Source organism: Parabacteroides sp. AF39-10AC (assembly GCF_003635405.1).
In the GTDB taxonomy this organism is placed as follows: domain Bacteria; phylum Bacteroidota; class Bacteroidia; order Bacteroidales; family Tannerellaceae; genus Parabacteroides; species Parabacteroides distasonis.
The window spans coordinates 84,181-97,922 of sequence record NZ_QTLP01000009.1; the positions used below are offsets into that span (position 1 = coordinate 84,181).

Genomic DNA, 13,742 nt, shown 5'->3' on the forward strand with positions numbered 1-13,742 from the left:
TTCATCATATAATATAATACGTATATCCGATAAAAACTATCTACCCCTACAAACCACAAGATATTTAATGCTTATTAACTATAAAAAGAGTGTTATAAGGCAAAGAAAGCCATCAGAAGAAAGTCGATCTCGCAAAAAACGCAAAGCCCTACTCAACTGTGTCTCCACAGTCTTTTCTGAGATAGAGAGGCGTTCCGCTATTTCTCTATATGATAAATGTTCATGACGGCTCAAACGGAATATCTCCCGACGTGATGGCGGTAATTCTTCTATCAAGCTATTAATATATTCCCGTAAAGACTCTGCGTCGATTCGTTCTTCCATAAGCGAATCGACATCTGATAGCTGTCGTTGTAGGCTTTCCGTCAGTTTTTCAGAGAGTAACCGGTTTTCTGTCTCTTTATAAACCAAGTTACGGGCTATGGTGAATAGATAGGCATCAAAGTTTTGTTCCGGATCTATAGTCTCATGCTTCTCCCAGATTTTAAGAAAAACGTTTTGGGTCAAATCCACCGCCATAGATTTATCATATAACAACGAATAAACAAAATGATATACATGCTGATTATATTCCCAAAATAGAGTTTCAAAAGCCTTTTCATCTCCATTCTTCAGATCTATAAGCAAATTTCCATCCATTTTCATATCACATATATATTATATATCCCCGCCATACCAACTTATCTCCATTCTGCTTATTCGCAGTTCATATACTTTAGTTCTGATGAAACTACGTTGATTTGAATAGAGGATAAAGGTGATAAGAGATAGAAAATCAGTGAGTAACTAAATGGTAGAATAACCAATAGCAGTATAGATCTAAATAAAAATAGATATAGATGATTGTTATTTAGGGACTTACATTAGATAAAAGACGTAGTTTCATCAGAACCTAGAACAAGGTTACAAGTGAAGATTCAAATATAAACAAACATCATTACATATCGCAAATATACAAAAAAATGTAAATACAGTATGAGTATCCTTGAAATCTAGTTAAATTCTACTTGAGGACAAAGAATGTCCTCACTAATTATCCGCTTCGCAAATGATATATTGATAAAGGTCGGAATGCCCGGTTTTATCGATTATCTTATGCTTTTCGAGTTGGAATTTCAGTTGGGCCAAACCAAGAGCGCCAAAGCCGGGAAGGTCTAATAAAGAGTCGAGTCCGTTTTTGAGGGCGTAACGTAGAATATCTTCTATGGTTTCTATTTTCAAGGTTGTAAGGCATTTACGGATATAGGGCGCTAAGGTGAGACGGGTAATGGGTTGGCATATCCGTTTCGCGGCATTTAAGGGAACGGGGGTAAGTGATCGGGGAGATTCGATACATAGACCGTTTTGGAGCGCCTTTTTATATAATCTTCTCAATTCGTATTCCATGTTCCTGTTCTCTATCCACAGACGTTCTATCTCAAGGTCTTGGTTCGTGATTGTTTTCTTGTATTCGGTCAGGAAGCCCATGTTTTCTTGCAAGCGGAGCGATATGACCTTATATCGGCGACAGATTCCGTCGTAGGATATACCACAACGTTTGGCTACGTCTTCTATCTTGGCTCCGGAAGTTATTTCCGTAAAGATAAGTCGGTCTTTCTTGTCGTGTATGAATGTTGATAGTTCGGCGATAATGAGTTTAAGTAGGGGAGAGATGTTTTTAAGGGATCGCAGGCAGAAAAGGTAATCATCGAATTGGGAGATGATCTCGTTTATCTCTTCTTCCTTGTCTTGGATGATAAGTTGCAGGTATAGCTTTTGTATTCCCATACGCTCGATATGGGAAATAAATTCACGTAAATTGGTCAGATCGACTAGGCGAACACCTTGCTTCACGACGTAAGATGTTATTTTTTTAGATATCGCCCATTGCTGGATTTCTTCAGATGGAAAGCCGGTGATACGAGCGGCTTCTTCAATAGTAATAAACTCAGGCATAACTATTTGATTAAAGTAAAACTTATACTATTTATCTTTAAAAAGGGCGTTATTTGGCGTTATATTGAAGAGCTGGCCTTTCATTATAAAATAAAGAAAGGGCGATTGGCTGAACATTACGTTGACAAAGGTTCCGCTAAAAACCCACATTAGAGTAAAGTCAGCCGCACGCCCCCCTTTATCTATATACAATAATCTTATCCATACTTTAACAGCATAGATAACACGTATATTCGGTAAAGGGTTGCGGGGCCTTCTTTGCGCTTCTCTAAAGTTGAAAAATTTAGCGGATTCTGTCAACTCGCACAAATATCGCACGCAACACAAGGCTTCTAACTTAAAAGCCTTTTATTGTCGCAAATATAATTTTAGTCTATAATAATCCATACGTTTTCTATTTTATCATTGTTTTACTACCAACAAAGAAAGAATAAGTAGATAAAAACCTACGCTTTTACCTTTTGCTTTTCTGTCTTAATTACTAGCTAGGCAAATATATGATATATTCTTTAATTATAATTGATTATTAAGAAAAAAATCAAGATAGCAATCCATTAAACAGTACGAAGACTACTACCCTAAAGTCTACGGAATGACCTTACAAAACTCTTTTAACTCTTCCTTTATACTACTAAGCTCTCTTTCCATAGATTGTTTGCTGCTTTTCACCTCATCTTTTACAATGTTCAAGACACGCTTAAAACCATAATAAGGCATAAGAAACGGGAACAACAGACCGCTGATCAAGACAAACAAAATCACAGTGATTTTAAGCGCAACAAAATCCTCATAGGTAAAACAAACAGAAGATACATCATCTGATAGCGCACACCCACCGGTCGTTACCACAGCAAAAAGAAATGATATAAGAAACAATCCCCCAAAGTGCTTGAAAACATATTCATAAGTATAGAAGCCAAACTCATAATGGCTCTTAGCTTTTAACCATGCCATTACACATATAGGTATTCCTATAGTGAATGATATTAAACATTTAGCCCAGATAATAGGGATAAAAGTTGACAAGAACAAACAAGTCGCATAAAACATAGGAAATGCGAAACACATCCATTTCCACCTTATCCACCTAGAAACAAACACTTTCGTTTTTTGAGAAGAACCTTCTTCAGTCTCTATCCGTATATCTCTAAAGAAAATCTTCCACATCATCAACCAGAAAATACCCGAGAAAGCCACAAAGATAGTCAAAAAGGAAACAACAAAATCGCTCGTTCCCGCAACTCCCACAACAATCTCATCACAAATAAAAACTGTTAAGCAGAACAAAAGCGCATATAACGGAGCTATAACCTGTTCTTTTGACCTTTGAATTTTCTCTATCAAGTCATGAGCTGGCTTCAAGAATTTAGAGGAATATCCGGATTTAAGTTGATCGAACGTAGCTTGAAGTTTCATATCCATAGCCATAGCACTAATTAGCAACTGCTTGCATTCTGGTCTTGTTTTCGCCTCTACACGCAATTCATTTATATAGCGCTGCAATAGTTTATAATCAGAGTTTGCCGGCACATCGTTGATCACATCGAACCCCACTGCTTTATCCAAAGATTTGATCTCTTCATCAATACGTTTTCCTATCTCATCAAGAATACTATGTATAAAATTACTTTTGTCCAAAATGACACATAATACAATCAATGATGCCAATATACCAATAAATGTCTGGCTTCCTCCAAGAAACAGCATACCAACCTTCTACTAATTCAACTTGATCTCCTCACCTACCAACGACATCGACTTAAAAGTAGCTTTTACCTTGCTCAAAATCTCTTCAGGTGGATTTATCGCACATGTAGCTTCGTGCGTCTGCGGATTTCTTTCCATTCTAACAATGTTGGTATCCGTATATGAGACATGCGCCATATCGCTTTTCAAGAATAAATTATCTTCCAATTTAAAAAGACGTATCTTCTCGGAACTTACTCCATCACTAAAAACACGAAGATCGATTAAATCTCTCAAGAACTTACGATCAAACCTTTCAAAATAAATATTCAAGGATACATTGGGACGGTTTATGAACTCTCTCAAAGACTTAATAACCTTTTTCTTGATCTCATCTCCTAATGCAGTCTCTCCTTCCTTGAGATCATAATTACTATCTTGATTGATATGATTGTAGAATCCCTCACGGAAAACAGACATTTCGCCACAATACATATTAATCACATTTGATTTATTAAGCATAAAGCATTCAATAACAGCATTATGAGCACGGTCATGGTTCATAACAAAATCCATCTCTCCACGGTCAAAAGTATCGCAGAGATTATCATAATATTCATTTAGATCTTCTAATCTCATCAAAAAGCACAGTATTTAACTATATGGGAAACATCGTTTTATCCTTAAACATCTGGCAAAGATACTAAAAAACACAAACAAAATACTTTTATAGCGCAAAAAAGATTAGGTACATTGCCAAATGGCTTTTTTAGGTAGAAAGTTACCAGTTAACTAACATTTCAAATGTAAGTTAGCTTCAACGGCAAAGTAAGTTAACTTCATTGGCAAAGTAAGCTAACTTAAATGACCAAGTAAGTTAACTTCATAAATCCGGGTTGAAATCCGCAAACGACATACAACACGCGTCTACACTCCCAACACTATATAACCGCTATGGATATTTGAAGTATTGATAATAGGCGGTTTACTTCTGTTATCCGTAACTCCAACCTTATCAGTCAACAAGCCTTTCATTAAAAGATAAGCACATCATAATGGCACGACTGTGCCATCCCAATGGCACACCATTGCCATAAGGAAGGCACAGCTATGCCACGCTGATGGCACAGCCGTGCCACGATATGGAAAATGATTGGCACTGCGGAAGTCTGTTAACTAGACAGTTAAGGATGGATAAATAATTATTCCCCTAACTTATCAAGCAACTCATACGACGGAACGAAGAAAAGAGTTCCCGTTATCGGCGTGCTGAAGTCCAGCAGACGATCCGTATTGCCTACGGGATCACCGACGAACATATTCTCCAGCATTCGTCGGGTGGTGCTGAACGTGCTGGCATAGGCGATAAAATAGGTACCGTATTCACCTTTGGAGGTATGGGCGAATGGCATGTTAGCACGGACTATTTTCAGATCGTCTCCGATGTTCGTCACGGCGTTATGAGCGTTCTTCGGTTTTTCCTCATCTGATAGCTCAACATCGTTGAATTTACGGCGACCGATGACTTTCTCTTGCTCTTCCACTGGAAGCGCATTCCATGCCACCATATCATGAATGTATTTTTGCACAAATACATAACTTCCGCCCATAAACTCGGGGTCCTCATCGCCTATTACCGCAAAACGATAGGGGTCTTCATCCACGGCAGGATTCTCCGTACCGTCCACGAAACCGATAATCGCCTTACCGTCTCTATACCGAAAACCGTGGGTCTCATCGATCGATTCCACGACACCTCGCAGTTTCTGGTCTATAATGGAGGCGAACTCAAAGCACAGTCCCATCTGCTTACAGCGGATGTGGAATAGTAAATCCCCGGGGGTAGAAACAGCCGTAAGCTTAACTCCTTTGATCTCTTCAAACGGTTGCAATTCTTTGGGGTTTCCTTGCTCCGGAAAGAAACGTTTCCAAGCATCCGCCCCGAATCCTATCGTACAACTGAATTGCATATCAGGATAGCGATTGCGCATACTACGTATCAAAGCGGAGAAATTAGCGCACACGTCCTTTACCTTATCAATCGTGTCGGGGAGATCTTTTAGAGCATAGACAATGAAAACCGCATTCTCGCCCGGTTTTTGGGTAACATCTTGCGGATAGTTAGCGTTCAATGGATTTTGTAGAGAGTTCATAGCACATCTTTAATTATATTGTTATTATATGGATATAACTCTATAGATGCGCTCTTGTTCAAGGAAATGTAACGAAAAATGTCCTAGCGGTTATTTTTCAATATCTATTTGTAGAGACGGGGCGTGCCCCGTCTCTACAACTGGGTAGTTATTTCACCTCCACGCTGATTCTCTGCTTGATATCTGAGGCGGAGGCTCCTAGTTGGAGGATGAACTCGCCGGGTTCTACGACGAATTGGCTTTGTGCCTCACTATAGAAAGCTAAAGAGGATACGGGGATGTCCAACGTGATTCGCCGACTCTCACCGGGTTTAAGGAATACCTTCTTGAAGCCTTTTAACTCCTTGACCGGACGCATCACGGAGCAAACCGGATCGCTTACATACAATTGGGCCACCTCAGCTCCTTCACGGTCTCCGGTATTGGTTAGGGTGAAAGTCGCTTGGATCGTGTCCGCTTGATCGTACGTCTTTTTATCCGTATTCAGGTTGGAATAGTTGAATGTCGTATAGGATAAGCCGTAACCGAACGGATAAACGACCGGAAGCCCCTTCGTATCGAACCAGCGGTAACCTACCAAGATATCTTCCTCATAATTCACTTTTAAATCCCTGCCGGGGAAGTTGCCCAACGCATGCGCCGGAGATTGATCCAAGCTCACGGGAGTGGTGAACGGCATCTTTCCGCTCGGATTCACCTTGCCGGATAATACGTCCACCAAGGCATTTCCTCCTTCCATGCCGTTGAACCAAGCCCAAACGATAGCCGGGGAACAAATATCTACGGCGGCCATATTCAACGGCGATCCGGCGATCATGACCACGATCGTACGAGGATTCGCCTTTACCACCTCTTGAATCAACTCAACCTGCCCGTATGGGATATCCATATTCAGACGGTCGAACGACTCGGTATCATAATCATGGTTTAAACCACAAACCAAAAGGGCCACGTCACTCGTGCGGGCAACCTCTACCGCCTCTTTCAATAACGCGTCGCTTTCCTGTGTCTTGGAAGAGAAAGTACCAGAGCTTTGCCCATTATTGCTACCCTCCACGAAAGTAGATAACTTCTCATAACCTTGAGCAAAACGGATATCCACCTTATCGCCCCATTTCGCACGAAGCGCCTCTAATGGAGTTACCTCGTAAACCGCCTTGATCTCGGAACTCAAGCCACCATTGGAATGTTTGCGGGTAGCGTTATCGCCAATTACCGCCAGACTCTTGATCGAGGAGAAATCCAACGGGAGAAGATTATTCTGGTTCTTCAATAAGACAATGGCTTCGGCAGCCGCGTCGTAAGTGGCTTGCTGATGCTCTTTCGTATTCATGGAGCCGGGACCGAAACGCTTTTTCGGGTCCAAGACATTCGTCTTGATCATCACACGTAAGACATCGCCCACCTTCTCGTCCACCAAGCTCATAGGAATCTTACCAGATTTAACAGCCTCGATCAAGGGGTTGGCATAATACCAATCCTCATATTTATCGATCAGCGTGCCCATCTCCAGATCCAAGCCGGCCTCCATAGAAGGAACCGTGCTATGGGCGGCTCCCCAGTCGGTTACATATACGCCATCGAATCCCCATTCATTCCGAAGGATCTTGCGAACCAAGTAGTTATTCTCCGCACAGAACTCCCCACGGAATTTATTATAAGCGGCCATTACCGTCAAGGCGCCTCCCTCCTGTACGGCCGCCTTGAAAGCGGGTAAATAAATCTCACGCAAGGCACGCTCGCTACATTCCACATCGACAGTCGTACGGTTTGTCTCTTGGTTATTCACGGCGAAATGCTTTACGCTGCAAGCCACGTCACGGCTCTGCAAACCCTTGATATAAGCGACCGCCAATACGGAGTTCATATAAGGGTCCTCGCTCATATACTCGAAGTTACGGCCACAAAGCGGGGAGCGAATGATATTCACGCCCGGGCCCAGCAACACATCCTTCTTACGCCAGCGAGCCTCCTCGCCCAGCACCTCGCCCCGGCGATAAGCCAACTCCGGGTTCCAAGCGGCGGCGAAAGCCGTGCCGGTCGGGAAATAAGAGGCGGAATCATTTGTCCAACCCGCATACGCCCAATCGTGGCGATTGATCTCCGCACGTACCCCGTGAGGCCCGTCGCTCAAGCTCCACTCGGGAATCCCCAGACGCTCTACTCCGGCAACATAGAATTTTGAGTTACCATGCAATAATCCGACCTTTTCCTCCAAGGTCATCTTCTTAATCAGTTTCTCGATACGTTTCTCCATTTGTACCTTCTCTTTATCCGTGACCTGCGAGCTCGCGGCAGCCGCGTTCAAGAATAGCCCGCAAGCGATCACGCCTATTATCTTTTTCATTTCCTCTTTATTTATAGGTTTATTATTGCGCTTGAATCGTTACCGTCGCCTCGGGTAAGCCCTCGGCTATGGCTTTTAAGTGGATGTCGCCTTGTCCGCCCTTGTTCCGGATCACGACCAAGGCTTTTCCGTAGTAGGCTTGCCGTTTCGGTTTACGGAGGCTGTTCGGATCGTTCGGATCTCCGTTATCCGTTCCGGCGATCTCACCCGGGCCCTCCACGAAGAAACGGATCAATGGAGTAGCGTCGGGAACCCGGTTACCATCGATATCGCATACATCTACGGTTACAAACGATAGGTCCGAGCCATCCGCTTGGATGACGCTACGATCCGGTGTCAAGACCAAACGGGCCGGCTCTCCTGCCGTATGGATCTCTTTCACCAAGACCTCCTTACCCCCTAAGCGGGAGACGGCTTTCAAAGTTCCGGGCGTAAAAGGCATACGCCAAGAGACATGATAGGTACTGTCCGTTTTTTGTCGTACGCCTAGGCTCTTTCCGTTTAGGTATAGTTCCACCTCATCGGCATTGTTATAATAGGCCCAGATATCCACCGGTTCGCCTTCTTTCCAGTTCCAATGCGGGAAAATGTGCAATACGGGTTCATCCGTCCACTCGCTTTTATACATATAATATACATCCTTCGGGAAACCCGCCAGATCCACGATACCGAAGAAGCTGCTCCGGCTGGGCCACCAATAGGGGGTAGGCTCTCCCAAGTAATCGAAACCCGTCCAGACGAACAGGCCGGATACATGCGGAAGCGTCTTCACCAGATGCCAAGTCTTCTCGTGCGTAGAGCCCCAAGGTACATGGCAATTATCATAAGAGGAGCAAACATGCTCGGGAGCCTCGAAAGGCTTGTCCCACGATTCCGGACGGATATAAATATGATCGGACGGCATCTCATAATAGCCACGGGTCATCAAGGCCGAGGTAGATTCGCTCACGATCAGTTTCTTTCCGGGGAAATTCCGGAGAAACGGCTCAAGATATTGCTCATGGTAGTTGAAGCCCAGCACATCCAAGGCATCCGAGCGGAACAGATGATTCGCAGGGTTTACCTCGTTACAGCCGGCGGTAACGACCCGGGAGGTATCCAGCCGTTTCACGATAGCCGCCAGATGACGGGTGATCAAGGATTGACGGCTAAGGGTCGTATCCTTCAGCAAAGCGGGATCGATGGCATGGCCCGCATTCAAGATCAGGTTCGCCGCTTGCAGATCCAGCTCGGTAGCGTCGGCATGACTCCATTGCTCAAGTACCTCATTGCCTATACTCCACATGAAAACAGAGGCGTGATTCCGGTCACGCAAGATCTCGTCCGTCAAATCCCGCTCGTGCCACTCCGCGAAATACCGGGCGTAATCGTATGGAGACTTACGGCGTTCCCACATATCGAAAGACTCATCCTGTACCAGAAGGCCCATACGATCGCAAAGATCCAGCAACTCGGGTGCCGGAGCGTTATGGCTGGTACGGATTGCGTTCACACCCATCTCCTTCATGATCTGTAGCTGGCGCTCGATAGCCCGTGTATTCACGGCGGCACCCAGACAGCCTAAATCATGATGCAGGCAAACCCCTTTTATCTTCAAAGGCTTATCATTCAAATAAAAGCCGGTAGCGGAATCCCAACGGAACGAGCGAAGGCCGAATACCGTCTCGTAACGATCTACCACCTTACCAGCCACTTTCACTTCCGTGACGGCCGTGTAGAGCGAGGGAGAATCGGGACTCCAAAGCTTGGGATTTGGGATCGAGAACTGATGATCGACAGATGCCTCCCGCATACGGGCGTCGTAACAGGGCGTATACGGTACCCGTAATAGAGTTGTTACGGGTGCCGTAACAACTCTGTTACGGTCATCGTAAATAGAGGTAGAGATTTCGGCATCCCTATCCGCCTCCGAGCTATTCCTTATTCTCACCTCCAACGAGAAGGTAGCCTCCTCCGGCGAGATCCTCATGTCATGCACGAAAGTACCCCAGTTGTCCACATGTACCGGATTCACCTTTACTAACCATACGTTACGGTAGATACCGGAGCCTGAATACCAGCGGGAATTCGGTTGCTCGCTATTATCCGCCTTCACGACAATCACGTTCGGTTGGCTTCCATACCTCAAATAAGGCGTCAAGTCATAACGAAACGATACATAACCATTCGGGCGGAATCCCAGCGAATGACCATTGATCCAGACCTCGCTATTCCGGTAAACCCCGTCGAAATCAACATAAACAACCTTACCCCGATCCGTCTCCGGAAGGGTAAATGTCTTTCGATACCAACCAATCCCGCCCGGTAGCGCGCCGCCGCCCGGGGTAGACGGGTTATCGAGGGAGAAATCCCCCTCGATACTCCAATCATGCGGTAAAGATAAGATACGCCAAGTGGAATCATCGCTGTCCGGGGATGAATAATCCTGAACGCTATCCGACAAGGCAAACTTCCAATCGTCATTCCATGAGCTACGTTCACGCACCTGCTCCCCGGTGGGGGAACAGGCGGTGAGCAATAGGCCCAGAAGCCACGCAAGTGGCCGATTCATCAGTGGTATCATTAGTGATTATATAGTTTAATTGATACTACCCAGTTGTAGAGACGGGGCGTGCCCCGTCTCTACAACTAGAGGTTTACCTTGGTAAGATATTGTCACGTCCTTGCCAGCGGGGTTCTCCGGCGTGATGAGACGTACCGTGATCTGACGCTCGCGGATCATGCCCGGATAGTCGCCCTCCCGTGCGCCGATCGTGAGCGTTCGCCTCGCATCATCATAAACAAACGGGATGGTAGCGTAATTTCCTTTCTCGTAATCGTAGGTCACGCCATTATCCTCATATAAGGTGAAGGAGCCGTCGGCACCGGCGTAAACAGAGACGATTAAGTCTTTCTGTTCCTCTTTCGTAGACTGGATTACCTTTCCGGTCGGTACGATAGAGCCGGCTCTCACGAACAAAGGCATACGCTCATAAGGAGCATCCACATGTATTGTCGTCCCGCCTTGTATACGCTTGCCGTTGTAGTAATCGTACCAAATGCCTGACGGGAAATACACCTCACGGTCGCGAGCCTTATACTCATACACCGGGCATGCCATGAAGGCCGGGCCAAACATAAACTGGTCGTCTATATCGTAAGTCTTCTCATCGTCCGAATAATCCATCACCAAGGCACGCATGATCGTATAATCCTCAAAATGCGTCTTGGAGGCCAAGCTATAGATATACGGCATCAATTGATAGCGCAACTCGGTATAATACTTCATCGATTGGTACGTAGGCGATCCTTCCGGAGCGATATTATAGATCTCGCGGCAAGGATATTGCCCGTGGCTACGGAACAACGGACAGAAAGCTCCGAACTGATACCAACGGTTGTTCAACTCCCTCCATTCCCTCAAATCCTCGCTACCTTCCTTAGCGGCCATATAACGGTTCTCCACGCTGAAGCCACCGATATCCATCGTCCAGTAAGGAATACCGGACATGGCGAAGTTCAAGCCGGCGCTGATCTGCGCTTTCATATCTTCCCAGCGAGTACCGATATCGCCACTCCATGTAGCGGTAGAATAACGTTGCTGGCCGGCGAAACCGGAACGGGTCAATAGGAATACACGGTCATCCGGGTTTACGCTACGTTGTCCGTCGTAGATCGCCTCGGCGTTAGCCAAAGCGTAAGCGTTGAAGTATTTCGCAGAAGGGCCCAGATAAGTAGGTCCGCAAAGCGCCTTCCGGTATTCGATGTCCGTATTATCCTGTACGTTCGGCTCGGAAGCGTCCATCCACCAAGCGTCGATGCCCAAGGAATACAGATGCTCGTTCATCTGTCTCCAGAAAAGCTTGCGGGCCTCCGGGTTGTACGCGTCATAGAAAGAGCCGATATAACCCGGATAAATCCAGTCGCGGATACTATCCTTAATCGCCTGCTGATACATAGCACCCAGCGCATCCAACTCTTTATAATGCTCTGTCGTATAATAGAACTTCGGCCATACGGAGATCATGATACGGGCATCCTTATCGTGGATTTCCTGAATCATGCCTTTCGGGTCCGGGAAACGTTCCTTATCAAACTCGTGGCTACCCCATGCGTCTACCGGCCAATAGCTCCAATCCTGTACGATCACATCCAAGGGAACCTGCCGCCGGCGGTATTCGTTCAAGGCGGTCAATAGCTCCTCTTGCGTCTTATAACGCTCACGGCTCAACCAGAATCCCATCGCCCATCTCGGCATGATCTGGCTCTTGCCCGTAACCGTGCGGTAACCGCTGATCACCTTATCCATGGAAGACTCTCCGTTGATGAAGTAGTAATCGATATCATCCCCCATTTCCGACCAGAAAGCCAACCGCTCCCGCTCCTCCTCCGGTAGCGGAGATAATACCTTCAAGCCGATATAAGAGACATCGCCATCCGGCAACCATTCGATACGGATCGGATAGCGTTTGCCCTTTTCCAGATCGGCCGTAGCCTTGTAATCATTCGGGTTCCATGCCGCACGCCAACGTTCCGGGATGATCTCTTCATTATTCACAAATACCTTGGTATAACCGGCGTAATGTAGTTTGAAATGATAAGTACCCGTCTCTTTCGCCTCGATCTCGCCCTCCCAAGTAGCGGAAGCGCTCGGCTTCGGGAAGTCTGCCGGCAGGTTCTTGATGGTTTTCAGATTCTCATAATCTACCTTATCTTCATCCCGCTGGATTAAAACGGAATTCTTCGCCTTATCCGTATAGTAGGTAGCGGTCAACGCCCCTGCCCTCCCGTCTTTTCCGTATAGACCAAAGACATCGCCCAAATCGGCGTATGGACGCTTGTCGCCGAAACGGCTCAAGGAATAGTTATGCCAAAGTACACCATACCCTTTTGAGGAAACGATAAACGGCACGCTCACCTTCGTGTTATATTGGAAAAGCTCCTCGTTCTTGCCTTTGTAGTTGAACTCATCGCTCTGATGCTGTCCTAGGCCGTAAAGCCCTTCCTCGTCCTCGCTCTCAAATACCTGACGTAAGGTATAACCTTTGGTTCCTTCCACCTCGATCGGCGTAAATTCCTTGCCTCCGTTTGTCTTCTCACGAAGGATCGTGTGTCCGTTGGCGTCGGTAAAGCGAACCTCTCCGGTCTCCCGTGAAAGACGGGCCTGTGTGGTTTGCGTACTTACGATGATCGTATCCCCCGAGGTCGTTATCTGAAACGATGGGGCGGGTAACGATTTCGTGTCCTTGATCAAGTTCACTTGGTTGGAAAACTTACCATCCGGAGAGGCGATTACCCGGATAATATCATCAGAGATTACTTCCAATTTAACAGCCTTCGCCTGTCCGGAACGGATATCGGCGACCAAGCCATTCTCGACCTTCCGGTAAGCGGAATCAGTCATGCAGGAAGTCAGCAGGGAAAGCCCTAACGTGAATACCGCAATGTGTTGTTTCATATTCTATAGATTCTTTAATTATTTCCGATCAGCAATGAGTCCGAACAGGTTTTTCCATACAAGAAAAATGGTTCTTCATTCGTTGGCAAAATTAAAGGGTTCGCGGCGGACAGGAAGCCATAAATGTTTTGGGTTACGGGGAGAACCGTAAAAAGGTAGGGGAAGAATGTTTATTTTAAGGGGA

At 45.8% G+C, this 13,742-nt stretch carries 8 protein-coding genes; all 8 read right to left on the minus strand.

Going from position 1 to position 13,742, the window contains the following annotated elements:
• Positions 1 to 78: 78 nt before the first annotated feature.
• Positions 79 to 645 (minus strand): RNA polymerase sigma factor, encoded by a 567-nt coding sequence (locus DW033_RS10190; protein WP_057319840.1) that lies wholly within the window; start codon positions 643 to 645, stop codon positions 79 to 81.
• Positions 646 to 1,029: 384 nt separating this feature from the next.
• Positions 1,030 to 1,935: a hypothetical protein gene (locus tag DW033_RS10195; RefSeq protein ID WP_022193057.1), complete on the minus strand. Its 906-nt coding sequence runs from the start codon at positions 1,933 to 1,935 to the stop codon at positions 1,030 to 1,032.
• 585 nt (positions 1,936 to 2,520) lie between these two features.
• Positions 2,521 to 3,642: a hypothetical protein gene (locus tag DW033_RS10205; RefSeq protein ID WP_008778998.1), complete on the minus strand. Its 1,122-nt coding sequence runs from the start codon at positions 3,640 to 3,642 to the stop codon at positions 2,521 to 2,523.
• A 12-nt stretch (positions 3,643 to 3,654) separates the two neighbouring features.
• A complete protein-coding gene (locus DW033_RS10210) occupies positions 3,655 to 4,263 on the minus strand; it encodes a hypothetical protein (RefSeq protein WP_122135331.1) in 609 nt (202 codons plus the stop codon).
• Positions 4,264 to 4,823: 560 nt separating this feature from the next.
• Entirely contained in the window at positions 4,824 to 5,774 is a 951-nt protein-coding gene (locus DW033_RS10215; RefSeq protein WP_005860205.1) for a Dyp-type peroxidase, read from the minus strand.
• Positions 5,775 to 5,922: 148 nt separating this feature from the next.
• Positions 5,923 to 8,121 carry a glycoside hydrolase family 3 C-terminal domain-containing protein gene (locus DW033_RS10220; RefSeq protein WP_005863568.1) on the minus strand — a complete coding sequence of 733 codons (2,199 nt, stop codon included), beginning with the start codon at positions 8,119 to 8,121 and terminating at the stop codon, positions 5,923 to 5,925.
• A 22-nt stretch (positions 8,122 to 8,143) separates the two neighbouring features.
• Complete coding sequence (locus DW033_RS10225) at positions 8,144 to 10,672, minus strand: sugar-binding domain-containing protein (protein WP_122382726.1); 2,529 nt, start codon at positions 10,670 to 10,672, stop codon at positions 8,144 to 8,146.
• A 27-nt stretch (positions 10,673 to 10,699) separates the two neighbouring features.
• A complete protein-coding gene (locus tag DW033_RS10230; protein ID WP_048926988.1) occupies positions 10,700 to 13,558 on the minus strand; it encodes a TIM-barrel domain-containing protein in 2,859 nt (952 codons plus the stop codon).
• Between the last annotated feature and the right edge of the window lie 184 nt (positions 13,559 to 13,742).